The 24,192-nt window shown below is 61.9% G+C and carries 27 protein-coding genes and 1 pseudogene; 16 read left to right on the top strand and 12 right to left on the bottom strand.

Translation table 11 applies throughout. The features are described 5' to 3' along the window. On the top strand, positions 1-226 hold a 226-nt coding region (locus tag ACNQOP_RS19625), incomplete at its 5' end, for a DUF2188 domain-containing protein (RefSeq protein ID WP_416405502.1). A gap of 35 nt (positions 227-261) precedes the next feature. Here ACNQOP_RS19625 and ACNQOP_RS19620 read toward each other — a convergent pair. From ACNQOP_RS19620 to ACNQOP_RS19585, 8 genes are all read right to left on the bottom strand, one after another. After that, positions 262-405 carry a hypothetical protein gene (locus ACNQOP_RS19620; RefSeq protein ID WP_416405501.1) on the bottom strand — a complete coding sequence of 48 codons (144 nt, stop codon included), beginning with the start codon at positions 403-405 and terminating at the stop codon, positions 262-264. Positions 406-414: 9 nt separating this feature from the next. Next, positions 415-816: a hypothetical protein gene (locus tag ACNQOP_RS19615; protein ID WP_416405500.1), complete on the bottom strand. Its 402-nt coding sequence runs from the start codon at positions 814-816 to the stop codon at positions 415-417. Further along, positions 816-1,130, bottom strand: coding sequence for a hypothetical protein (locus ACNQOP_RS19610; RefSeq protein ID WP_416405499.1), 315 nt, complete (start codon positions 1,128-1,130; stop codon positions 816-818). The genes ACNQOP_RS19615 and ACNQOP_RS19610 overlap by 1 nt, the downstream gene beginning before the upstream one ends. Positions 1,131-1,162: 32 nt before the next feature. After that, the gene (locus ACNQOP_RS19605) at positions 1,163-2,461 is read right to left on the bottom strand and encodes a Y-family DNA polymerase (protein WP_416405498.1); all 1,299 of its coding nucleotides are present in this window, start codon (positions 2,459-2,461) and stop codon (positions 1,163-1,165) included. Continuing rightward, positions 2,454-2,885 (bottom strand): LexA family protein, encoded by a 432-nt coding sequence (locus ACNQOP_RS19600; protein ID WP_416405497.1) that lies wholly within the window; start codon positions 2,883-2,885, stop codon positions 2,454-2,456. The genes ACNQOP_RS19605 and ACNQOP_RS19600 overlap by 8 nt, the downstream gene beginning before the upstream one ends. A gap of 517 nt (positions 2,886-3,402) precedes the next feature. Further along, entirely contained in the window at positions 3,403-3,744 is a 342-nt protein-coding gene (locus tag ACNQOP_RS19595; RefSeq protein ID WP_416405496.1) for a helix-turn-helix domain-containing protein, read from the bottom strand. Positions 3,745-3,746: 2 nt separating this feature from the next. Beyond that, positions 3,747-4,850, bottom strand: coding sequence for a tyrosine-type recombinase/integrase (locus ACNQOP_RS19590; protein WP_416405495.1), 1,104 nt, complete (start codon positions 4,848-4,850; stop codon positions 3,747-3,749). Positions 4,851-4,956: 106 nt separating this feature from the next. Continuing rightward, positions 4,957-5,730: a hypothetical protein gene (locus tag ACNQOP_RS19585; RefSeq protein WP_416405494.1), complete on the bottom strand. Its 774-nt coding sequence runs from the start codon at positions 5,728-5,730 to the stop codon at positions 4,957-4,959. Between the two features lie 798 nt (positions 5,731-6,528). Here ACNQOP_RS19585 and ACNQOP_RS19580 point away from each other — a divergent pair. From ACNQOP_RS19580 to ACNQOP_RS19565, 4 genes and pseudogenes are all read left to right on the top strand, one after another. After that, complete coding sequence (locus tag ACNQOP_RS19580; protein WP_416405493.1) at positions 6,529-6,957, top strand: hypothetical protein; 429 nt, start codon at positions 6,529-6,531, stop codon at positions 6,955-6,957. A 320-nt stretch (positions 6,958-7,277) separates the two neighbouring features. Then, entirely contained in the window at positions 7,278-7,553 is a 276-nt protein-coding gene (locus ACNQOP_RS19575) for a hypothetical protein (RefSeq protein ID WP_416405492.1), read from the top strand. An 805-nt stretch (positions 7,554-8,358) separates the two neighbouring features. Continuing rightward, positions 8,359-9,402 (top strand): annotated as a pseudogene (locus ACNQOP_RS19570) (IS110 family transposase); the annotation flags it as partial. 172 nt (positions 9,403-9,574) lie between these two features. Continuing rightward, positions 9,575-10,591 carry a CHAT domain-containing protein gene (locus tag ACNQOP_RS19565; RefSeq protein WP_416405490.1) on the top strand — a complete coding sequence of 339 codons (1,017 nt, stop codon included), beginning with the start codon at positions 9,575-9,577 and terminating at the stop codon, positions 10,589-10,591. 90 nt (positions 10,592-10,681) lie between these two features. Here the strand turns inward: ACNQOP_RS19565 and ACNQOP_RS19560 are convergent, their stop codons facing one another. From ACNQOP_RS19560 to ACNQOP_RS19545, 4 genes are all read right to left on the bottom strand, one after another. Continuing rightward, a complete protein-coding gene (locus ACNQOP_RS19560) occupies positions 10,682-10,882 on the bottom strand; it encodes a hypothetical protein (protein ID WP_091470834.1) in 201 nt (66 codons plus the stop codon). A 31-nt stretch (positions 10,883-10,913) separates the two neighbouring features. Next, positions 10,914-11,795: a hypothetical protein gene (locus tag ACNQOP_RS19555; RefSeq protein ID WP_416405489.1), complete on the bottom strand. Its 882-nt coding sequence runs from the start codon at positions 11,793-11,795 to the stop codon at positions 10,914-10,916. 2 nt (positions 11,796-11,797) lie between these two features. Next, a complete protein-coding gene (locus ACNQOP_RS19550) occupies positions 11,798-12,304 on the bottom strand; it encodes an RNA polymerase sigma factor (protein ID WP_091470830.1) in 507 nt (168 codons plus the stop codon). Between the two features lie 181 nt (positions 12,305-12,485). Then, positions 12,486-13,058, bottom strand: coding sequence for a hypothetical protein (locus ACNQOP_RS19545; RefSeq protein WP_416405488.1), 573 nt, complete (start codon positions 13,056-13,058; stop codon positions 12,486-12,488). An 895-nt stretch (positions 13,059-13,953) separates the two neighbouring features. Here ACNQOP_RS19545 and ACNQOP_RS19540 point away from each other — a divergent pair. The 11 genes from ACNQOP_RS19540 to ACNQOP_RS19490 all read left to right on the top strand — a co-directional run bounded on the left by ACNQOP_RS19540 (position 13,954) and on the right by ACNQOP_RS19490 (position 23,832). Next, positions 13,954-14,733, top strand: coding sequence for a hypothetical protein (locus ACNQOP_RS19540; protein ID WP_416405487.1), 780 nt, complete (start codon positions 13,954-13,956; stop codon positions 14,731-14,733). Between the two features lie 262 nt (positions 14,734-14,995). Further along, a complete protein-coding gene (locus ACNQOP_RS19535; protein ID WP_416405486.1) occupies positions 14,996-15,592 on the top strand; it encodes a recombinase family protein in 597 nt (198 codons plus the stop codon). Positions 15,593-16,019: 427 nt separating this feature from the next. Further along, on the top strand, positions 16,020-16,928 hold the full coding sequence (gene dprA, locus ACNQOP_RS19530) for a DNA-processing protein DprA (protein ID WP_284987853.1): 909 nt from the start codon (positions 16,020-16,022) through the stop codon (positions 16,926-16,928). Positions 16,929-16,990: 62 nt separating this feature from the next. Beyond that, positions 16,991-17,299 (top strand): hypothetical protein, encoded by a 309-nt coding sequence (locus ACNQOP_RS19525; RefSeq protein WP_284987854.1) that lies wholly within the window; start codon positions 16,991-16,993, stop codon positions 17,297-17,299. A gap of 570 nt (positions 17,300-17,869) precedes the next feature. Continuing rightward, positions 17,870-18,892, top strand: coding sequence for a DUF4192 domain-containing protein (locus ACNQOP_RS19520; protein WP_416405485.1), 1,023 nt, complete (start codon positions 17,870-17,872; stop codon positions 18,890-18,892). A gap of 179 nt (positions 18,893-19,071) precedes the next feature. Beyond that, positions 19,072-19,218 carry a hypothetical protein gene (locus ACNQOP_RS19515; protein WP_210066415.1) on the top strand — a complete coding sequence of 49 codons (147 nt, stop codon included), beginning with the start codon at positions 19,072-19,074 and terminating at the stop codon, positions 19,216-19,218. A 725-nt stretch (positions 19,219-19,943) separates the two neighbouring features. After that, complete coding sequence (locus ACNQOP_RS19510; RefSeq protein WP_284987860.1) at positions 19,944-21,305, top strand: ParB/RepB/Spo0J family partition protein; 1,362 nt, start codon at positions 19,944-19,946, stop codon at positions 21,303-21,305. Between the two features lie 278 nt (positions 21,306-21,583). Beyond that, positions 21,584-21,931 carry a hypothetical protein gene (locus ACNQOP_RS19505; RefSeq protein WP_284987861.1) on the top strand — a complete coding sequence of 116 codons (348 nt, stop codon included), beginning with the start codon at positions 21,584-21,586 and terminating at the stop codon, positions 21,929-21,931. A 451-nt stretch (positions 21,932-22,382) separates the two neighbouring features. Continuing rightward, on the top strand, positions 22,383-22,649 hold the full coding sequence (locus ACNQOP_RS19500) for a glutaredoxin family protein (RefSeq protein WP_284987862.1): 267 nt from the start codon (positions 22,383-22,385) through the stop codon (positions 22,647-22,649). Positions 22,650-22,657: 8 nt separating this feature from the next. After that, positions 22,658-22,978, top strand: coding sequence for a hypothetical protein (locus ACNQOP_RS19495; protein ID WP_284987863.1), 321 nt, complete (start codon positions 22,658-22,660; stop codon positions 22,976-22,978). After that, entirely contained in the window at positions 22,975-23,832 is an 858-nt protein-coding gene (locus ACNQOP_RS19490; protein ID WP_284987864.1) for a single-stranded DNA-binding protein, read from the top strand. Before ACNQOP_RS19495 ends, ACNQOP_RS19490 begins: the two co-directional genes overlap by 4 nt. Positions 23,833-24,192: the final 360 nt, after the last annotated feature.

Below are 24,192 nucleotides of genomic sequence, written 5' to 3'. Positions count from 1 at the left end.
GGTCCCCAACAGCGACCGGGGCGGCTGGGACGTCAAGAAAGAAGACGCGAAACGAGTCTCTGCCCATGAACCCACGAAAAAGGCCGCCGAGAAAAGGGCCAAGGAAATCGTCGAAAACACAGGCCGTGGCCACGGCGAAGTCCGCATCCAGAACAAGGACGGCAAGTTCGGCGACAGCGACTCGGGATCCAAGAATGAGTCACCGGCCAAGGACACCAAACACTAACCCAGCCAAAAGGCTTGCTGGCCTGTAGGGAGGTGTTAGTTCGTGCGGATGGCGATGGCTTTCGAGCCTTCCGGAATCAGCGCTTCGGCTGCTGCTTTGGCTTCCTCGTACGTTTCGCTTTCGGCGTCGACGTGGCTTAGCTTTCCGTCGGCGGCCTCTACGGTCAGGGTTACGTTCACCCCCATATTTTAGGCCGCCGCATCTGTGAAGGTGCGTTCCAGATCCGCGTGCAGCGCCGAGGCGCCGGGGCGCTCCCGCAGGTCCACCGGTCTCTTCCCCTGCAAGGCAGGGGAAGAGACCATCATCCAGAGCGCGAAGTAATTGTGCGGGACGCGCAGTTCCATGGCGCGTTCGAACAGTGCCACCACTATCGGGTCCAGGGACAGGTCAGGGCGGAACTGGAAACCAGGGCAGTAAGTCCCTTCGTCGTCGATGAAGACGCGGACCAGCTGCCGCATCATCGGTTCGGGATCTTCGTGCACAGCAGATAGCCTTTCGTGGACCTGGTCGATGTTGGGCAGGTGGAATTCGTGGCGGATCCGTTCCCATAACTGCTCCGGGACGCGGGAGCGGTACAAATCAGCCAGCACTAGCTGACGGACTCCAAAACCCACTCGCTGGCCAAAGGTTGCCGCCGCAGCGTGAACGTCCGCAGCTCCACACTGGCGGAGGGCAGTGTGGCTTGGACCTGCCAGTACTCGACGCTGACCAGATCGCCGGTGCCGATCGCTGCCCGGGACCGGGTTTCCCACCAAGCGTCCCTAGTGAACCAGTGCGCGGCGTGGACGTCGGGATCGACCATCCAGATCCGGCCGTCATGACGGATCGCCAACGGGGTCCCGTCCGGGCTGAACCGGACCGCGACGTCCTGCATGGTTTGTGGTTTTTCGGGGGCAAGAGTCATGGGTGGACTCTCCTTTCTTACGTGGGCGCCGGTCAGGCGGCTTTGACGAGGGGGAGTTCGTCCCAGTTGGTGGTGTACCTGGGGGAGAGCATGTCGCGTTTCATGGACCAGTCCGGGCCGCCCTTGATCCCTGCGTGGCCCAGGCCGATGGAGCCGCGGCCGTACCGTTTGGCCACGTCCTCGAGCAGGATCCCGATGCCGCGTTCTTCGTGCGGGTTCTCGAACAGTTCCAAGGGTTTCTGGTTCCCGGACGGGCGCAGGTCGGTGACCATGATCCCGGCCCGGACATACTTCACGCCCTCAAACACCTGGGGGAGCAGGGCGTGGGCTGCCCGGGTGAGCAGCACCGGGTCCGCGGTGGGCATCGGCAACGCCAGGCAGACCGAGGGGAAGGACTTTTCGTTCGGGTTGAAGTGCGACGTCGCCGCGAACGCCGTCAGCACCTTGGCTTGCAGATCATGTTTGGCCAGGCGGGCCGAGGCCATCTGCGCGTACACGCTCATGACCTGCCGCAACCCCGCGGTTGTGGTGATCGGTGTGGAGAAGGCCCGGGAGAAGATCAGCTGATCCCGCCCGATCCGTTCCTCTTCCATCGGAATACACGGGGTGCCCTGCAGTTCCAGAACGGTGCGCATCATGACAATGGAGAACTTATCCCGGATAGCGACCGGGTTCGCCCGGGTCAGGTCTGCGATGGTGAAGATTCCCATCGCGTTCAGGCGTTTGGTGAGCCTGGTGGCCACGCCCCAGATTTCGATCACGGACAGCTTGGCCATCAGCGCTTCGCGCTGCTCGGCCGGCACTGACTCCCACCGGCACACCCCACCAAAAGCGGGGTTATTTTTCGCCCACTTATTGCACAACTTGGCCAGCGTCTTCGTGGGTGCGATCCCGACGCAGACCGGCACCCCGACGTGCCGCCGACACGCGGCCTTCATCTCCCGGCCCAGGGCCAACAGCTCATCCGGTTCGCCCTTGACGCCAAGGAACGCCTCATCAATGGAGTACACCTCCACCCAGGCCGAGTAGCGACCCAGCAGCTCCATCACCCGGGCCGAAATGTCCCCGTACAGTTCGTAGTTGCTCGACAGGGCCACCAGACCCCACTCCTTGGCGCGGGGCCGGAGCTTGAACCACGGATCACCCAGCCCGATCCCGAGGCGCTTCGCTTCGGGGGAGCGGGTAACCGCGCACCCGTCATTGTTGGAGAGAACGATGACCGGCTTGCCCTCCAGAGAAGGGTTGAACGCGCGCTCAGCCGAGGCGTAAAAGCAGTTGACGTCCACGTGCGCGATTTCCTGCATGTGGCGCATCACCGCGGGCTTAGACATGATGCAGGCACCTCGTCGCCACGCCCCAGATCGTCAGTTCCGACAAGGCCGGAACCTTAATATCAGGGAAGCGTGGATTGTCGGCCTGCAGGATCACGCCCGTGGGTGTGATCCGCAGCCGTTTGATCGTGAGTTCCCCGTCCAGGACGGCGACGACCACGGAACCGTCCTTCGGTTCCAGTGCCCGGTTAACGATCAGCTCGTCCCCGTCGCTGATCCCGGCTTGTTCCATGGATTGGCCGGTAACGCGGACGATGAAGGTGCTGGTCACGTCCTTGATCAGGTGCGCGTTGAGATCGATGCGACCGTCAAAGTAGTCCTGGGCGGGCGAGGGATAGCCGGCGGCCACCGCTACCGGTGCCAGCAATACCGTCACCAAAGACAGTCCCGCATCTATCACACGGGGGCCAACTATCACGCCCACAACACACCTTTTATTCGAATATATGTTCGGATCAACTGTACTTCAGGTGGTCCGACAAAATAAGCCGCCAGGTTCGGTGTGGACGGCTTGCACGCCAATAGGGGACAGCTTTGAGCTGTGCGCAGGGCTCCACCTGCCCCCAGTGGGCACAACCCGTCCACCACGGGGCATTGCGGGCGGTTAGGTCAGTCCGGCCGGGGTACGTTTCGGGTATGAAATCGATGGTTCTGATGGGCATCGTTCTTGGGGCCGCCATCCTATGGATTGGCTTTGTTTTCTTCATGCTGTTCCGCCTCGATCGAGCCCAGAGAAGAGCCCAGCGGGCCGCCCGTAGAGACGCACGTAGAGACACGGAATGGAACCTGGCCAGAAAGAAGGCCCGGGGTTCTCTGAAGAGTTCGGTCCGAGGTCTCCGGAAGCGTGCCGCATTCCCGCGGTCAAGGCGTTGAGCCAGGACAGGCGAAAGGCCGGACAGGCTTCTGGGTACCGCTATCCGAGCAGTGAGGTGACCAGAGCCTCAGACGCCGGGGCGGCGGATACGTGCTGGCACGGGGCGCAGGTCGCCGATGGGCTGGAGGCCTGCAGTTTCGCCGGAAGCTGTCCGCTCGGCCGACGCCGCGGCCGTTGCCCGAGTGAAGGTGATCAGGTCGTTGGGGGTGCAGCCGAGGATGTCGCAGAACGCGGCGAGGACTTCGAGGTTGAGCCGGGACGGTGTCGATGTGACGAGCCGGTAGATCTGCTCGCGGGAAAGTGATACTCCGTGCTCGGCCATCAACGGCACGAGGTCGGTGGTCTGATAGAGCCCCTTTGCGGCCATGAGTTGACGGATGTTCCAGGAGATCACGTAAGCGTTGTTCATCGCTACAGGCCTTGCTGTTCGGGGTGGCGGATCCGGGCCAATGCCTTGGAGAGGGTCCGGTTCTTGTAGTCATCGCTGACGTCGGTGTAGATCGCGGTGGATGAAGCGTAGGAGTGGCCTACCTGTTCCGAGACGAACCGTTCCGGGTATCCGTATTCAACCAGATGGGTTACGTAGGAATGACGCAGGCTGTGCAGGGTCAGGCGTGGATCAAGCCCGATTTCATCACGCAGAAGGGCGAACTTCTCGTCCACGTGCCTTACCGACATCCGTGTGCGTCGCTCCGTTACCCAGACAGGGGTGACATCGTCGGGCTGGAATCTCGGGCGGGCAGCTTCAATCCATTGCCGTAGTCCATCAACTGCCCAGGCGAACTCCGGCACCGCCAACACCGTGCGGCGACGAGGTGTCCCTCCCTTGTTGGCCTTGGCAAACCGGACATGGATGCTGCCGTAGCTTCCCCATTCGGGATTGTTCGGGTTAGAGCGAAGATCGGCCAGATCCAGCATGCAGGCCTCCGTCCGGCGCAACCCAAATGCGTAAACGGTCTTGAAGAATTGCGCGTCACGCAGGGCGCTTAGCGCCCCCTTTTTTCCAGCAGTGATGATCCGTACAACCTTCTCGTCTGCATGCCTGAAGAAGGCTTCGGCTTCATCGAACGTCAGGGCCCGCTTCGCCGGGCGTGCCTCGAACTTCGCAACGTGGTGGCGGGTGTTCCAGTCATGGCAGATCTGCACCGGGTGCGACCCAAAACGCTCTTGGCAGACCTCGGACCATTCGTACCTTGGGTCTGTGATGTACGTGCAAAAGCTCCTAATCGTGCCGTGATAGCCGCGCAGGGTCGAATGTGCGGCAGGGTCTGGCCGATTGATCAGCGAAACGGTGAAGTCCTCCACGTCCGCTGGCTTCCACTCCCAAGGGTAATCGCCGGTGAAATGGGCGAACCTCTTAGCTAGTGCAATGTTGCTCTTCGTGGCGGTCGGATTCAGGCCGCGGCTGAGTCGTTGACGCTCCCAGCCTGCCAGCATTCCTCTGAAGACGGCCTCCAGAGGATCCAGCGGAACCACATTCGACGGCAGCACTGTCATACCTAACGAACCAACCATGCGAACCCTCCACCCATAAACCTTTAGGCATCATTGAAGCATAAAACTACTTAATGATGCATTAAACGCAATCGGGAGTGCGGAAACTCGTGCACGCTGCCGGTGATTACTCCTTTGCCTCTGTCAGGTGCTCGTCGAGGAACACCAAAATCCCAGTGATGATCATCAAACACTGCACGGCGTTGCGTTTGGTGAACTGCTTGGTGCTGACAGTGTGGGCCGTGGCATTACGGCTGAACGTGTAGGGAACCGGGAGCCCCTCATCTGGAAAGAACTTTTGCCACGCCTGCCAAATCGGGGCGAAGGCGATGTATTCGTGCGCGCCAAACTCGTCGTAGGCAGCGTTCGTGCGGTTACCCCTTTTGTCAGGTGTGTAGTGGTGCCGCTGGGTGCCGAAATAGCTGTTAACGGCAGCGTCCAGGACCGACGCTGCCAGAGCCTGGGCCGCCTCGACGTGGCCGTCACCGAGTGCGTTCAGGGCTGCCAAGGCGTTCCTCACATAAGGGGCGATGGTGTCCGACTTGCAGCCGCTCAGCCCTGCCCGGCAATCCGCGGAAATTGCCTGGGACCGGCGGCCGAGGATCTCACGGCGCTTGCTCGCCCCCTCGGCTCGAACCAGAGCCTCTGCGATGGATGCGCGTGGCACTGAATAGAGCGCAATGCCATCCACCATTACAACCTGCTCGACTTCCTCAAGGCGCAGTCCACTGATGCCACGAAGGTTCGAAGGGTAGAAAGAGGCCTTCAGCCGTTCAAAGACAGGCCCCAATTCCTGAAGCCACGAGAACTGTGACGCGGCGAACCGATTAGCCTGCTCTGCGAAGGCGCCACTCAATCCAAAATCGACGTTTCGTGTCAGCTGGGCGGCGATGGAATTCAAGTAAGGCTGCTTGAGTCCCCGCGTCTTGAAGATGTCCCTATTGATGATCCCAAGCTGCCTGGACCATTGTTCTTGAGCATCATAGAGGGGCTTCAAGATCCTAGCCCGAGCTGCCTCCTGAGCGTCGAGCACAGGCTTGAAAATGTTCATCATTGCTTGTTGGTCAGCCACTATTGGCGGCAGCTTCATGCCATTGCTGAACGGTCCCAGGCTCGGATTCGCGGCTCGCCTCAGGTTTTCCAGTGACCACTTCAGCCGCTCCCTTTGATCAGACGGAGGCTCCGAAGAAGACGTCTCCTCAGGCTCCTCAGATGCATTCATGAACCAAGCCTAGCGAGCTGGTCGGCCACGGAATGTGATGCACAGTTTCAGTGGAGTGAGGGGACGGCCGTGGTCGGAGGTGATCTGACGCTGGGGTGTCGGGGAGCGGTTCTCCGGGGCGAACCCGTAAATGGTCGTCCGATGGCGCGGCCGGCTGTTGGGTCTGTTCCCGGCTCCGCAGAGCTCCGCAGGGCCCAGACCTGGGCTGTCTACGACGTTTGGCTGCTGTCCCAAGGGATTGTACGTGCCCGTTCCCCCTCCAAAGTCGGGGCCTGCGTGCCGGAAATTCCTGAACTCAGGATCCTCGCACGCTCGGATCCTCCCAGGATTTTCCGGCCCTTGCCCGAGGGTAGACAGGCTTCCATCGGTCACAGCTCCGCAAGCTTCGCCAGCAGCCAAAACAACGAGGGGAGAGGGGAAGCTGGCCACTCACCACGAGCGCCCCTCCAACCTAAATTCTCGGCAAAGGACAACCACATGAAGGCAATCGCTACCCACACCGTGACAACCGCTGACACCGGCGAGGAAATCGACGGCGTCACCGTCTTGCGGGACTACCACATGAACGGAGGCTATGACTGGATGGAACTCATTGAAGAACACGGCTGGGCAGTGATTCCCAGCTGGGGGAGCGAGGGCTGGGACCTGGGCCAGTGGCCTCTCGTCATGGTTGCCGGGATCCGGACCGCCGATAGCATCGGCAACCTGTTCGGCGTCGCAACGTATTGCGAAGGCGACGTGACCTGCACCTTCTACCGCAGCAAGTCTCAGCAGCACGAAGCCATCACCAAGCACGCCCACTACTGGTGGAAGAACGGGAGCGCACACGGCCCGACCAACCTACCCGAGACCGCCGCCGAACTACCCGGTAGAGACCGCCGTCCCCACACAGGCTGGACGGACTAAACGACTCGTCGCCCAGCCTCAGGCCAGAGCGACGACCCTGAGGCCGGGCGCTTCGATGATGCATCAAACGAATAATGCTCGGTCACGTTCTACCGGACCAAAGCCCGGTACTGGGAAGCGGTCAGTGAACAGGCATTCCTCCACTGGAAGAACGGACAAGCCCACGGCCCGGCAGACCTTCCCGAAGCCGCCGCAGAGCTTCCCAGCCGCTACCGGATTCCGCCCGTGTTCCAAACAGCCGCCGCCTAACAACCCTCGACTCCTTGCCGGGCGGAACCCCCACCGCCGGGCAAGGTTCTACCCACAAAGGACCAAAGACAATGACCGAAACCCGCAGCATCGCCCAGACCCCGGCCCAAGCCGCGGTCTTCCTCGAAACCCTCGCCGCGATCGTCGAGAAATCCCCCGTGGCCTACAGCACTGACTCCGCCGGAGACCTCGCCGCGCACATCCGGGGCATGGCCGAAGCCGTCACCACCGAGGCGCACGTGAAACCCGCCGAACTGGACACCACCCGGCAATACGCGGCACTGGACTGGCACAACGAAGCCATAGCCGTCCTGTTCGCCGCAGAACACCGCCCCACATTCCACTAGCAACAGCTGGTGGGACGTTAGCCTCATCTGGGCGGGCGGTCCGCCGAAAGTGGCCGGCTCTTGTGGGTGGTTGCCGGCGGCGGACCGCCGTTCCCGCGAAGGGGCCGGCACCACTGACCTGGTGCGTGCGGCGCACCGGGGCCGGTTCTTCCCTGGGGCGGTTTCGTCGGGATCAGGGAAGGCATGCTCGCAGGGCTCGCACCCTTTTGGGCGTCCACTCCGCTTCGCTCCGTGGCCGGCTGTTCGGTGCTGCAGGTCCGTCGCAGAGCTCCTGCCCGTCATCACCTGTTTGTCTACGACGCTTTCTGGTTGCTGTCCTCCGGATTGTAGGCGTCCACTCCACCCCGTCTAGCCCCTCCGTGAACTCCGGGGCCTGCGGTGCAGGAAATGTCCCTCCGGCGCTCCTTCGTCGCTTATTTCCTCCGGGAATTTCCTGCCCCTTGCCCTCCGGGTAGACAGGGCTCCGCTGGCCGCCAAGCAAGCAAGCTTGCCAGCAACCAAAAAACAACTGTGAGTCTTTACGTGGCTGGTCTGGGACTAGCTGGCAGTGTTGATGCCGGTCGTTCTGTCTAGCGTGTGACTCGAAAAAACAATTGCCCCTTGAGGGTGCGTTTCCCCCGATTTGTCCACGCTGAATGGAGTGGCCGGCGCTGACCTGTCCCACGTCGTTGGCTTGATTAGAAGCTTGCCCATCCTCTGAGGTTGTGGCTCATCACAGTTTTGCCGCGGAGTGACCCTTCCCAGGTCCGGCACCGGTCGCGTTGCGACCTGTCTTGACCGTTCGAAAGGAAGGAGGGTGGCCGCGTTGACTCTCGTTGCGCAGACCCGCCCCTACATCATCGGCGTCGACTGTCACGCCCGCACCCACACATACGCGATCATCGAGGCCGCCACTAAGCGACAGATCGCATGCGAGCAGTTCCCGACCACCTCGGCTGGGATTTCACGCGCGCTTGCCTGGGCAGGCCGAAGGACAGACGGCGACATGGGATGTCTATGGGCCGTTGAGGGTATCGGCTCATACGGAGCACGTTTAGCAAGGGCAGTAGTCGAGGCCGGGTACGACGTTGCCGAAGCACCACGAATGAATGCGCGAGGCCGCCGAGGTCTGGGTAAATCGGACCCATTGGACGCTGCAGCCATCGGAACGGCTGTCCTGAGCCTGGAGGAGTTCCAACTCCGGACTCCGCGACAGGATGAAGGAACCCGTGCCGGGCTGAGGATTCTGAGTGCGGCCCGGGATCAGCTGACGCGGGAACGAACCATGAATGTCAATGCACTCATCGCCCTTCTCCGGGCACATGATCTTGGAATCGACGCCCGTAAACCTCTGGTTCCCGCCCAGATCGCGACAATCAGCAGATGGCGGGAACGACAGGAGCAGATTGAGCTATCGATCGCCCGCGAAGAGGCAGTCCGGTTAGGGCGCCGCATCTTGGAAGTGACTACCCAGCTCGCGTCGAACCAGAAGCGCATGACCGAACTAATCCAGCAAAGTCCCGCCGCCCCGCTGCTGGAGATGATGGGCGCCGGGGCCGTCACGGTCGCTACTGTCCTGACAGCTTGGTCGCATCCAGGAAGGGTTCGCAGCGAAGCTGCTTTCGCGTCACTGGCAGGGGTGAGTCCCTTGCCAGCTTCAAGCGGCAACACTGTCCGGCACAGGCTCAACAGGGGCGGTGACAGGCGCCTCAACCGTGCTCTGCACACCATCACCATGACCCGGATGGCCCACGACCCCGGAACAAGGGAATACGTCGCCAAGCGCACGCAAGAAGGTCGTAGTTACCGCGAAATCCGCAGATCCCTCAAGCGTTACCTCGCCCGAACGCTCTACCGCCAACTCAACACTCTGTACGCGATAGCCGATCCGATGCGACCCACTCCCAGGACAGACCCATTGACCCATGTTTGTCAGGGAGCCAACGTAAGCTCACCGACAAAGATAGTATCTGTCGACCTCGGAGGTTTGGATGAGTGCGAGTCAATACCGCGGACAGTTGGACCGAAAGCGTAAACAGCGCATGGAGGCGGAGAAGAAAGCTGGGGAGTACCGGAACAGGGAAACAGTGAAACGTTCTGCCGCTGCCAAATCTCGGTCAGCTGCGGAGACAGCAACAAGTCCGAGTGGCGCATCCAGCAAGCGGAGAGAGTCTGAGCGCTATGAGAATGAGGCCGCCTCGGCGGGCAAGGAAGCGAACCGCTGGCAGGACAAGGCGTCTGCCTATGCCCGGGAGGAATCTAGCCTGCAGGGCAAATTGGTAAATGCGGAGCGCTCTGAAGCCGACGCGGCCGAGCGCAAGCGAAAGCGCGAGCAACAGCAGAGAGACCGCCGTATGGCTGCTGACTCTGCCGCCCTAAGCCGCCGAGTTGTCCAAGCTGAAACCATGGCTAGCAGCGCGGTAAGGAGTTTGCCTTCGCCGAAGCCGGAGCGATTAAGGATCCTCATTCTCGGAGCGGCTTCGGAAGGCGACCTCCGCGTCGGGCGAGAACAGAAACGCATCCGAGCGGCTGTAGAAAGCGCCCTTCACCGGGATCTCGTCGAATTGGACGTGCGTCCTGCAGCTACGACTTCAGACCTACTCGATGGGATAACCAAGTTCCGGCCTCACGTAGTCCATTTCTCTGGGCACAGCAATGATGACCTCATCATGTTCGAACGGGATGAGGACGCACAGCACCAGGGCGTCATCGTTAGTGCAAAAGCGTTTGCGTCGGCAGTCAGGGCGACGGATACACCGCCGCTCCTGGTCCTGCTTAACTCCTGCAACTCCGCGGCCCAGATAGACCAGCTCGTAAACGATGTCGCTCCAATCGCGATCGGGATGGCCGACGAGATCAATGATGGGGACGCCATCACATACGCCGCTCAATTTTATGCAGCCGTTGCCAACGGGCAGTCCATTCAGTCGTCTCATTTCTCGGCCCAAGCTGCTCTCGAACTCGGCGGGCTTGAGGGCGCAGAATTGCCAACGCTGGCTTGGGCCGCTGATGTCGATCCGTCTATCACAGTATTGGTCCAGCCCGCTGAGGTTAGCTAAATATGGACGCTGGAGCGGCGCAATACGCGAGGGATTTGAGGCGCCTGGGTAACGAGACACCGGGGGATTCACTGTCCCGTGTGGGGATCCTTACCGTGCATAGGAGTATTCCTTGATTTCATCTTCGCGGCCTGTAGCCACGGCCCTCTTTCGGAGCGCGCGCACGCCGAGAATGCCGGCGAGGAACGCTGGCATTAGGGCAGTGGCTGAAACTGCGATGATTAGTACTCCGATGAGGTGTACTGCCAGTACGGCCAGCATCACTGCAGCGTGGACGTCGGCAGACTCCATGGGTCACTTCTCGTTCTGTGAGTAGGGGTGTTCACGGGGTGTTGGTTCCTGTAGGAGCTGTGGGTCCGGGGCCGACAAGCTGGGTCCTTAGGCGGACGGGGATGCCCTTGGTGGCGAATTCGTTGTCCATGCCCTCTTGCACGGTGGCGTATTTGCCGTTCTGGACGTCATAGGCGAGGAATTCCCAGTTGTAGATGCTGGAGTAAATTTGTTGGTTGTCATCGAGGTATCGTCCGTTGCTTTGGAGTGTGGCGACTCCGTACCAGGCGTTGCCGCCGTCGAGGCCGATAGCCCTGATGCCCTCGTCTGAGATGGCGTACGCGAGCCAGCCTTCGGCGCAGCCGAGAACGGTGTAGTACTGCTGCTCAGTGCTTGGGATGGGCTTGATCGCGCGGACCGTGTCGTTCCGCCGGATGTCGATATTCGCCGGGGTGCATGCGCCTGCGGCGGGGCCGTCAGGAACTGTTGCTGGCGGGGCTGCCGGTGCAGTGGCCGCCGGCGGAGGCGGGGTGATGACCGTGGTCGGGGTTGGTTCAGCGCTCCATACCGGGGTTTCCGTCGGGGTGGAAGTGGGGGTGGTGCTGGGAGTCGCTGAAGGGGATACCGTTGGTGACGCGGTCGGCGTTGGGGTGGGTGTGGCCGTGATGCTGGGGGTATCGGTGGTGGCTGGTGCCGGTGCCGATTGGGGGACCAGGTTGTCCGCGACGACGATTGCGCCGACGACTGCTGCGGCGGCAAGCACGACCCCCGTTGTTGCTGCCCAACCGGTCCGCTTGGATTTGCGCTCAGCCAGGGAAATGATGTTGGGATCTTCGGAGAAGACGTGGGACCGGCCGGGCAGGACACCGGGGGTGGTGCCGGGTTCGGGGACGTTTGGTTTTGCATTTTTCATGAGTTGTTCGATGCGGTCCATGGTTAGACTTCCCGTTCTGTCATGAGGTGTTGTGGTGCGGCTTTCGCGAAGGCTTTACGTGCCCGGTGTAGCCTGACCGCTGCAGCGGATGGTGTGCAGCCAAGGCTTTCAGCCAGTTCGGCGGTGGTGAGCTCATCCCAGTAGGAGAGCATCAGGATTTCCCGGTCGCGGTCCTTGAGCTTGGAAAGGATCTCCGCCACGCTGGCCTGCTGTTCATCATCGACGGTAGTGACGGCCTGGACTCGGGCTTCTTCAGCCAGACGCTGCATGAGTTCGTCGCGCCGGCGCCGGCCTTTGTATTCATTGCCGAGCACGTTCCTGGCCGCAGCGATCAACCATCCAAGGCCAGGCGGCTCGGGCGGTTGTTTTTCCCACACGATCCGGAACACGTCATTGGCGAGTTCCTCGGCCCGTTCGCGGTCATTGATACGGTACGCGATGTACTGGTAGATGCGGCTGAAGTGTTCAGCGTGAAGAGCAATCAGTTCCTGCTCTCTGGTAGCCAACATCCTTGTTCTGTTCCCCCGGGCTAGTGCGATGTGATGTGTCAACCCTTTAGTGTCCCGGGAATCGGCGTTTCTTACACAATCGGAGAAAGAGTTTAAGCAATTGTTCCGGTTGCCCCCAGGAAGGCGGCGATACCCGGCAAACTCCCCCAATGAGCGTGCCGGGTATCTGTTGTGTTTGGTGTCAGGCAGCGTAGCGAAGACTCGTCAGCAACGCCCGAAGCTTGACGTATTGATCAGTTTTCATCCAGGCTTCAGCGGTTTCAGGCGTCATGGACGCGTCGATCTGGGCTACCGCGGTGGCGGCACCGTTCGGCATGATCATGAAGCTGTTCACGGAGGTGCTGTCGGGACCTTCTGTCATGAAAAAATCAGCCACAACGCCCATGTAATAGCGGACCGGAAATTCAGGGAAGGGATAATCATCCCTCACGAAGGCGAAGTGTGAGGCCCCATCACGGCTGTCGAACGCGCTGAGTTCCTGGGAGTCGAGGATGGTGCGGTTGACCGGCCCTCCGACCAGACCGCCGGTTCCTCCGCTGGTGATATGAGCAACCTTGCCACCGGTTTCGTCAAAGATGTTGGCGGCCAGCGAGTTCTCCTTGCCGCCGGGGTTGTCAGCATTTTCGTTGTAGTCGTCCTGCTCGATCTTTGCGCTCCAGCCCGTCGGTAGATCAAACGAAATGTGCCCGTCAGGGAAGGTGTACGTGCCGGTCACCGGATAACCAAGCGAGGTGTGAGGGATGGAAGGAGCCACCGGGGTTACCGGAACAACCTCAGGCGCGAGTGGTGTGGTCGGAAAGGTCGCGGTGGAAGTTGTCTGGGGAACGGGGACCGGTACGGGTTCAATCGCCGGTACGGTGGCCGCGTTCTCCTGTGCAGGCGTGCCCCCAATGGTGGGCGAAGGTACCGCGAGCAGGATGGGGGCACCTGTTTCCCCAGCGGAACTAGATTCAGGCGTTGGCAGTACCTGCGTCGGATCGCCCACTGTTGTCGGGGGCTGGGCGCTGGCTTCTGCCGTTTGGGTGATGGAAGTACTGGCCTGCGGCGTTGGGGTTGTGCAGGCTGTGAGTGTCAGTGCCAGCGCAAGCGATGCGAGAGTGGCGGTCTTGGCGTAGCCGGATCGGTGATACTTCATTGGTCTGGGTCCTTCCCCCATGGAGTGACTGAGCAGATCGGACTGCTCATACATGTTGTTTCCATGGAGGGGCGAATGATTACACCCAGCGCCAAAATATTCTGAAGAACACCTTCGTCGTCTCCTCGATGAAGTAGCTCGAGATGCCCGTAAGCCGGTCCCCCACAATACATCCCAAACCGAACAATTGCTCCCGCCCGATTATTAGTTGTGGCTGTGACTTTCAGCGGTGAATGGCGGCGTTTTTACAGCGCTATTGGGCGCAGGGGTGGCACAAAAGGGATCGACCCGTCACCGTACGTGCGTAGGGCCCGAGCTATTACCTGCCTTGATCAAGTGCTGTACTGTGCTGCGAGTCCCCGGGGAAAGCTGCTGGCCCCGCAACTCTTTATTGTCACGGATTCTGCGCCGGAGGAGACTTGAGGCGACGCATCCAATCTGGGGCCGCCCGCGGGGCCACCCGGCTGCGGAGCCTCACAGCACCCCGTAGCGGCCTGGTGGATCAATGAGTTCCATGACACCCCCCGAAAAGGCCGCTCAACGGTCGCGCCATCTCTTGCCCTTGGTGACTATCGCCCTGATTGGATGCGTCGGCGGGTGCGAATATGCATCTAAAGACGCCTCCCTGCCGTCTGCCAGTTCTCCGATTACGGAGGCTCGCACGGACCCACCGCTGCCGGAGAGTCGCGACAATCGCAAGGTCCACCCGCTGCCCGAGAGTGGCGATATCGATGCCGGCACCTACCTGGTCCCCGTCGCCGGCTACAAGGAGCCTTTCGAGATCACCGTCCCAGACGGCTGGTTTGCTCTCGACGGCCACAGCCTGGGCAAGGACGACCCGGATCACCCGGCTGAATGGGCCGTCTACCTGACTCTTTCGCGCGCGTACTATGTGGCGATGGACGCATGCACCTGGCGGGGCGCCCTTGCCGATTCCGGTCCGTCGGCCAAGGCCTTCGTTGACGCGATGGCGGCGCAGTCGTCAACGGCAAGCACCCCTCCCGCCAAGGTCATGGTAGGCAATTACTCCGGCTTCGAGTTCGACCACTCCATCGAGGACAACGTGGACATCACAGCCTGCAACGGCGATCAGTTATGCATCCACTCAGAAGATACACAACGCTGCTCAAGCGGGTACGTAAATCAGAATCAACACGAAACCTACCGGGTGGTCGACCTGAACGGCGCGCGGGCCGTCGCCGCCGTGGGCCATATCGACGGATCGATCAATCCGGAGCTGATGAGAGAGGCACGCGCCGTATTCGACTCGATCGTGTTCCAGTCCGACAAATGACCAGCTGAACCGATGGCCAATCCCGCCGCAAGGCACCGACTCCTTCTCGGAACCCACCTGAGCGCCTCATAGCCGCAATGTCTCGAAACGCTTGGGATACGAGACGCCTCGTCCCGAAGTGCGCGAGCAGTCTTGGTGGGTCTTGATTTTCGCGCAACTGCGCAACTTTCCCGCGCCCCGACAATTCTCATAACTATGTCTCGAAACCTTCGGCGAGCATCGGCATACTAGGCATTAGTTACGGGACACCTCGGAGGGATGAATGTCGAGACTCATTGGATACGCACGAGTCTCGACACGGCAGCAATCCACAGATCGGCAGCAGGTGGATCTACTGGCTGCAGGAGTTCGACGCGATGACCTCTACACCGACCACGGTGTCTCCGGAGCACGAGCCTCACGACCGCAGCTCGATCAGGCACTCGATGCCCTTCTCGAGGGCGATACCCTCGTCATCACGACTTTGGATCGGCTCGGTCGATCCACTCAAAACATGCTCGCCTTCGCAGAGGAGCTCCGCAGCAAGGGCGCCGGCCTCCGGGTCCTGAACCTGGGCGGAGGCAACGTCGACACCGCAACACCGATGGGTTCAATGTTGTTCACGATCATGGCCGCCCTGGCCCAGATGGAACACGAAATAAAGCGCGAACGCATCACGGATTCCATCATCAAACGAAGAGAAGCGGGCAAGGCCCTCGGCGGCCGACCTCGCCGGGTTACCGATAGCCAGATGAGAAGCGCTGTCCGCCTTGTCCAGAGTGGCGAGCCGGCAGCGCAGGTAGCCCGCGATCTTGGCATGTCCCGAGCGACCTTCTACCGGCGATCACGAGCACTTAACGGCCAGCAGAGCGACATCTAGGGCCTACCAGGACGGCCACCTAACAGCAAACATTCAAAGACCCGAAATGCGCCCAACTTTGCGAGGCAGTGGCCGGCGAACCTCGGAGGCTCACAGCGCCGGGCGCTGTGTAATGGACCTCGCTCCGCTCGGGCTGCAAAAGCCCTTTTCTTGTTTTGGCTGCTGTCCTTCGGATTGTACGTGCCCGCTCCGGCCCGTCTAGCCCCTCCGCAAGCTCCGGGGCCCGCGGTGCAGGAAATGTCCCTGCGGCGCTCCTGCGTCGCTGATTTCCTCCGGGAATTTCCCGCACCTTGCCCAAGGGTAGACAGGCCTCCGTCGGGCACAGCTCCGCAAGCTTCGCCAGCAGCCAAAACAACGGCGGGGAAGGGGAGCTGGCCACTCACCACGAGCGCCCCACCCACCGGATCCTCAGCAAAGGACTCAGAACATGAACGACCGCATCGCACGCGCAGCATTGACCCGCCTGTTCGACCCGCAAGACGCCACCGGCCGTGCCCTCGTTGGCACCCTCGGCGCCTCTGCTGCCCTGCGCATGGTCACGGGGGACCAACCTGCCCACACGTTCCGGCACATCACCGACACCGACTTGGCCACAGCGCTGCAGCGTTGGGCACCTCGACTGCCCGACGTCGACCCCGAGCGGGATCTGGCCACCATTGAGCGCCTCGGGGGCGGCTTCCTGATCCCCGGGGACGCGCACTGGCCTGCCGGTCTCGACGACCTGCCCGATGCCCCGTACGGGCTTTGGTACCGGGGAAACATCGCCAAGGGGATCCCGGCCCCGCAGCAGTGCGTAGCAGTGACCGGTTCCCGGGACTCCACCAGCTACGGCGCCGCCGTGACCGGCGACGTCGCCCACCATCTGGCCCAGCGGGGCATCTGCATCATTTCCGGTCTGGCCTACGGGATCGACGCCCACGCGCACCGGGCCGCGCTCTCGGGCTTTACCGGTGAGGGCCCGGCGACAATCGCCGTCGCCGCTGGTGGCCTCGACCGGGACTACCCGGCAGGGAACGCAGACCTCGCGGCCGCGATCCGCGCGAACGGGCTGGTCGTCTCCGAACAGCCACCAAACTCCGCCCCGACACGCCTTCGTTTCCTGGCCAGGGGCAGAATCATTGCCGGCCTCGCCGGGGTTACCTGCGTTGTGGAGGCCCGGTGGCGTTCCGGCGCCCTGCACACCGCACACCAAGCCGAGACCATCGCTCGTCACGTCGCCGCCATTCCCGGCAGCGTGCACAGCGCGAATTCCGCCGGTTGCCACCGCCTTATCAGGGACGGCGGCGCGGTGCTGGTGACCGAGGCCCACGAACTGGCAGACCTGCTCGCCAGCTAGCCGAAACGGTGGCCGGGACCCCGAAAACGTCCCGGCCACCCCTTTCATGGAGGACAGAGGCGATGACGAACTTTAGGAACGAGGACGGCGACTTCGACTACGAAGCCCAGGTCGCGTCAATCGAACGTGAAAAGACGGCCGTTACCGCCGAACGGGCCGGGTACCCCGGCATGACCGACGCTTTCCATCACTTCGGCCTGTACGGCGGCGTGGCCGATGAGGTGATCACCCCCGAGCTCCTGGACGCGATGGACCGATGGGAGGTCCTGCTCGAAAAGGCTGAAAGCACCGAGGACGACGTTGACCGCAAGAAACTGGAGCGCGAGCACGAAACACTCGAACGCGCTATCCACGACATGATCGGCGACTAGAACACCCAGAGTGGGCCGTTCGCCTTTGGTGGGCGGGCGGTCCGCCGCGGGTGGTCGGCGGCTGTGGGTGGTCACCGGCGGCGGACCGCCATTGCCGCATCAGGACCGCCCCGATCACCGGTCGCATGCGGCAAGCCCCGCGCTGTTCCAGACGTTGGATCCCCCGTGGGAACCAGGGGAGGGTGCTCGCCGGGCGAGCACTAAAGGACGTCCACTTCGTGGCCGGCTGTTTGGGTGCCGCCGGTCCGTCGCAGAGCTCCTGCCCGTCACCACCTTGTGCTGTCTACGACGTTTTGGCTGCTGTCCTTCGGATTGTACGTGCCCGCTCCGGCCCGTCTAGCCCCTCCTCAAGCTCCGGGGCCCGCGGTGCAGGAAATGTCCCTACGGCGCTCCTGCGTCGCTGATTTCCTCCGGGAATTCCCGCACCTTGCCCAAGGGTAGACAGGCCTCCGTCGGGCACAGCTCCGCAAGCTTCGCCAGCAGCCAAAACAACGGCGGGGAAGGGGAAGCTGGCCACTCACCACGAGCGCCCCACCCACCGGATCCTCAGCAAAGGACGACAGAATTTCCATGAACAACGAACTGCGCATCTCCAGCCCCGCCGACATTCTCGGTTTCATCCCGCACACTCTCGGCTTCGTGCCGAGCGAGTCCTTCGTGTTCGTCTCGATGCGAGGCAACACGCTCGGTGCGACCCTGCGGGTCAACGCCCCCGCTCACACAGACCCAGCGGGGTTCGCGGCGTCCATGATCAATTACCTCGCCCTCGACGAACTTGCCAGCTCCGTCCTGCTGACCGTCTACAGCGACGCCGCCCCAGAGACAGGAACGCCCCGGCCCTTCCACCACCACGTAGAGGCCATCATTGCAGCGCTCGAACGGGCAGGGACGCCGCTGCGGGACGCGTGGCTTGTCACCTCCGACCGCTGGAAGAACCTGCTCTGCGATGACACCCTGTGCTGCCAGCCTCAACCCTTGGAGACCATCACCGACGGGCACCTGAACGCCGAAATGGTGTTCCGCGGCAGCACGTACCAGAAGCAGCCGGGCACCACCTACCCGCCGTTCAACGGGCCGGAGGACACCGCCGAACGCATCGACCACGCAGGCCACGTCCTGCAATACAGCGAAGCGATCAACGGCCGCGAACTCTGGTCACAGGCGATAGGGGCAACCGGTAGCATCAGCCCGGACACGACAGTCCAGCTGCTGGCCTGCTTCCAATACCCCAGCCTGCGGGACACCTTGATGTGCAATGTGATCGACCCCGACCGCACAGACGCCGACGGGTGCGGAAACCTCCTCATGGGGCACGGCATCGCCCCGGACTGGGACCGGGTAGACCGGGCCGAAGAAGCCGCACGCGCCCTGATTACGGGAGCCCCGAGAACTTATCGTGCCCCTCTGCTGACCCTGATCGGCTGGCTGGCCTACCTCAAGGGCCAATCCACGGTCGCGGCCGAGCACTTCACCGCAGCCATGGAAGACACGCCCGGCTACCGTCTTGCTGAACTGCTCGACGAAGTCGTCAATCAGGGCACCATAGCCCCGGTCGCAGCAGACGAGGCCACGGCCTATAAGAAACACCACTAACAGCGTGGGGCCGGGACCAGCAACGGTTCCGGCCCCACTGGTGCGTCGGCGGCCTCCCCCGCTGGCGCTCCTCCGGCCGCCGATTAACGCTGACGAGGGCGGAGCCCCACACCAGGCACAACCCTGACCCGGGCTACAGTGGAAGAACAAGCGATTCCACCGACGCCAGGGAGAGCCCCATGAGCCACGACTTCGTCCTCACCGAAGACGACGCCCCCTCCGGCAACACCCACGCCGAAGACATCCTCGAATTAAGTCTGCTCACCACCGACCAAAACACCGCCGTCGTGGACATCTCCTGGGAGAAAACCCCACAAGACTTCTGACCCCCGGGCAGCAAAGACGCTGCACCCAAAGATTTCCTTTTGCTGAGGGAAAACAGGAAGAGCCGACACCAGTGGGTGCCGGCTCTTCCGCTATATAGAAGGCCATTCGCCTTGGTGGGTGGGCGGTCAGCCGCAGGTGGCCGGCTCTGGTGGGTGGTTGCCGGCGGCGGACCGCCGTTGCCGCATCAGGACACGCCCGATCAACTGGTGTGCGCGGCACGACTTCGCCGGATTGCCGGGGTGGGCGCTATTCGTGGGAATCCTGGAAAGGGTGCTCGCAGGGCGAGCACTGAAGGGCGTCCACTTCGTGGCCGACTGTTGGGTGCTGCCGGTCCGTCGCAGAACTCCTGTCCGTCATCACCTGTTCTGTCCACGACGTTTTGGCTGCTGTCCCAAGGGATTTTACGTTCCCGTTCCAGCCCGTCTAGCCCCTCCGTGAACTCCGGGGCCTGCGGGCCGAAAATTCTTCAGCCGGGATCCTCGCTAGCTCGGACCGCGCAAGATTTTTCGGCCCTTGCCCAAGGGTAGACAGGCTTCCACGGGAACAGCTCGCAAGCTTCGCCAGCAGCCAAAACAACGGCGGGAGAGGCAAGCTGGTTGGCCACTTCCCGAAGCCCTCTCCTACCGCTTGACAAGACATAGAAGCATCGGGAGGGACGGGGAGCTGGCCGGTCACCAAAGGTCGCCCCACCCACTCAACTTCTCGGACAAGAAGGAACAACACCATGAACGCAGCACCCACACTGGAAATGCTCGACCCCACCACCCTGATCGTGGACATCAACGTCCGCAAAGACGCAGCCCTGACCACGGAATTCATCGCCAGCATCAAAGAACACGGAGTCATTGAACCGGTCATCGCCCACCGCAACGAGGACGGCACCGTATCTGTCCGGATGGGCCAGCGCCGCACCCTTGGTGCCGTCGAAGCCCAGTGCCCCCTGATCCCGGTGATGATCACCGCCTCCGCGCAGGACGCCGAGCGGATCGTCTCGCAGGTCGTGGAGAACGTCCAGCGCGCGGCGATGACAGATGCTGATGAAGCCGACGCCTACCACCAGCTGTCCCTTCTGGGCGTCTCGGCGGCAGCGATTGCGAAGAAGACCGGACGGAAAAAGGCCGCCGTTGAGGGCGCGTTGAAAGCCAAGGCATCCGATGCTGGAACCGCCGCCCTGGGCAAGGGGTACACCATCGAGGAAGCCCTCATCATGGCCGAGTTCGAAGGGGACGAGGAAGCGACCGCAGAGCTGGAATCAGTCATTGCGGACGAACCCGACCAGCTGTTCCATGTTGCCCAGCAACTGAGGGACGAACGCGAACGCGTCGCCGCCCTCGCCGCGTACACCGCGGAAGTCGCAGCAACCGGGAAAACCATTGTTGAAAGGCCCGGCTACGACGATAACGACACCGCCGCTGTCACGTCCCTGAAGCGGGCGGATGGGGAACCGGCCACCGAGGACGACGCGAACGCCGTCTACATCCTTCAGGACTACCGTGGCGAGTTCTCCACCGTCCCGGTGATTGTTGGGTGGAAGGAACAAGGCTTCACCGAGCGGTACACCTACCACTCGTCATCGGCCAACAAGGGGCCGATGACCGAGGAACAGAAGGCCGAACGGAAAACCCTGATCGCCAACAACAAGGCCATGGAATCGGCCACGACAGTGCGCCGGGAATTCGTGAAATCCCTGCTGGCGAAGAAGCAGGCACCGAAGGGCTGGCAGTACTTCACTGTCCATGCGATCACGCACCATACCGACGTCGCCCGGAGTTACGACGGAGAAGTTGCCGCCGAAATGGTCAGCGCCAAAACCGACGGAGAAAAGTCATGGGCGTGGAACCCGCTGAAGGACCACGTGGCCAAGTCCACGGCCCGTCCCGAGTTCTCCCTGATCGCATTGGTTTGCGCCGGATATGAAAAGACCATCGCCAAGGACTCGTGGCGGAACCCGTTCCAAAGCCACGTGGACTACCTGAACCAGCTCGTCACATGGGGATACACCCCGTCCGAGGTTGAGCAGATCATCATCGACAGCAGCAAACCAGCCGCGGAAGACTCCGCAGCGGAAAGCACCGAAGCGGCCTGAGAACTCCTTGCCGGGCGGAACCCCCACCGCCCGGCAAGGCCCGCGGCCACTCACCACGAACAGGGCCCGGAACCTCCCCAAACGTCGGGCGGTCCGCCGCCCAGGACGAACCACAGCAGCCAATCACCAGCGGCGGACCGCCATCAAACGCCACCAGGTAAACACCACCAAAAGCCGCGCGTCGCCGACTCCCCGGCTACCCCCGCGACTGACCACCGAAGAATTTTGTCCGAGTACACCGCTAGGCTCATCCCATGGCAGCACAGACAGGAGTCACCATGACTACACAGACAACCCCAGGCGTCACGCTCACTGAGATCTTCCCTGGCCTGCCACCAATCCTGGACCAAGTGATGATTGGCGCGTTGATCTTCGCGACTATCGGTGTGGTCTACCTCTTCATCCAATGGGGAATTGCCCACTCGAAAATGGAGGACATCGATGCCGGCACCATTGCGTTCCATTTCGGTTTCATCACCGCCATCTCCCTGCCCCTGATCCTGCTGAACACAACGGGCAGCGTGGCCGGCCTGATCACCGGCGCAGCGATCGGAGCGGTCATTGCCCTGACCACATACCTCCTCCTACGCAGGTCCCGTGCAACACACTCCCGAAACACGCTCTGACACTGAAGCCCTCAGTCTTGTAGACTGACCAACAGATTTCCTTTTTGCCGAGGGAACAATGCAGGACCGGCCCGCGCCGGTCCTGCATTGTTTAACCATCAAAACCGGGACCCTTTCCCATGGGAGAAGACACCCGCCGCCGGCCCACCGCCGATTCGGGACAGGTCTTTTCAGCCGGGACCACACCATGGGGCACATCCAACCAACCCACGAAGGCACCATCGCCACCGCCCAGGGCAGCTTTTAAAGAAGCCGGGGGAGTGCCGCCGGGCTTCTTCGTGGAACACCAAACCCACCTCTCAAACATGCACAGTTTTATACTAAAGAGATCCAAAAAACCCCTAGAATAAGCGGCAAAAACCTTTTTATTCGAGTGGATAAACGTTAGAATAGTAGTAGCAAGTCACTCAGACGAACCTCACTGAAACTGATACGAAACGCAGGACTGAAAATGACTACTTCACCCACCGATTACACGGTCTACACCAAGCCCCAGTGCCCCAACTGTGAGCGCACCAAGGAGTACTTCGACTCCAAGGGCATCACCTACACTCTCGTGGACATTACCGAGGTGCCGGCAGCGCTGGAATACATCACCGCAGAGCTGGGCTACTCCCAGGCACCGGTCGTGGTGAACAACTCCGATGACCAGGACCACTGGTCCGGGCTGCGCCGGGACAAGCTCGTCCAAGCCGCCATGAACAAGACAAACGCCTAGGAGGCATCATGACCACCGCACCGATCACCGCCGGCACCATCACCGCCATCCTGGACGGGCTCCGCGTCCCGGCCGAACTGCACGCCGACCCGGAACTGCAGGCCGTGGCCTACGGGCTCGCGTTCCTGGACGCACCGGCCACCCTGGCCGAGGAACGTTTCTACGAGTCCGGCACCGTCTTCTACGACACCGACACTGACAGTGACTTTCCCTCACGGTACGAGGTCAAAAACCGGAACCTCATGGTCGAGCAACTCAGCACCCGGGCCAACATCCGCACCGCCGAACTTCTCCGCGGCACTGCGCCCGAAGAGGTGAGCATCCGGTGAGGGAACCGCACCCGGTGGACGGGCTCACGATCAGCCCCCGGACGTACGTGGACCTGGACGAGTTCGGACGCATCGCCAACCCGTCCGGGGAGATCCACGTCGACGCCCCGGACCCCTACGAGCCGTTCTTCATCGACCGCCCCTCAACGGCGGATGACCGTTACCTGGCGGCCATCAACAGGGCCCCGATAGGGGAGCGCGGCCTATGGGACGAACACACCGCAGACCAGTCCCAACCCAACGAACTCACCCACGACGAACCGGGTGGGAACGAACCTCAGAACGAAACCAGCACAGACACCGAGAACACCCGCAGCACACGAGGAAAAGGAACCATTATGGCCGGGGAAACCACCATCACAGTGATCGGAAACCTGACGTCTGATCCAGAGCTTCGCTTCACCCCTTCGGGATCAGCCGTCGCGAATTTCACCATCGCCTCAACGCCCCGGACCTTTGATCGTCAGTCCAACGAGTGGAAGGACGGGGAGACCCTGTTCCTCCGGGCCAGCGTGTGGAGGGAAGCCGCGGAGAACGTCGCAGAGTCGCTGACCAAAGGCACCCGTGTCATCGTTTCGGGCAGGTTGAAGTCGCGTTCGTACGAGACCAAGGAGGGCGAGAAGCGGACCGTGATCGAACTCGAGGTGGACGAGATTGGCCCGTCCCTTCGGTACGCGAACGCGAAGGTCAACCGCACCCAACGCACCAACCACGGTGGGGGAAACGGGGGCGGGTCCGGTAACCAGGGCAACGCCAGCCAGCCCGCCCAGCGGGATGATCCATGGGCGGCAGCGAACACCCAAGCCAACGCCGGCTCCTGGGGCAACGGACCAGACTCCGAACCCCCGTTCTAGAACCTATGGTGTCGGAGCCGGCCGTTAGGATGGCCCCGACGTCACGAAGCGACATAACCGCTGCTACTCGGCTGCCGGGAAACGGTAGGACGAACCCGATGATGAAGAACTGGACTGTGATGAACGAGCAAGAAGATACGACCAGATGGTGGGTAGGGACCCTCGTAGGAATCACAGCGCTATTGTGTGCGCTGGGTTTGGCGCTGCCTTCCATCATGATGGTGATTGGGGGAATGGTTGTCTTTGCTGGAGGCCATCCTGTCCCGGGGCTCATTACGTCGGGGGTTGGAGCGTTAGTGTTCGCCGGTTTGGTTTGGGTCGGGGTGAAGATCACGAAGAGGTTGGCCCAGCGCTGGAATG

The sequence above is a fragment of the Arthrobacter sp. LFS091 genome (assembly GCF_047977885.1).
Taxonomy (GTDB): Bacteria; Actinomycetota; Actinomycetes; order Actinomycetales; family Micrococcaceae; genus Arthrobacter.
The sequence above is the reverse complement of the archived record's forward strand: the minus strand, read 5'-3'. Positions and strand labels throughout refer to the sequence as shown.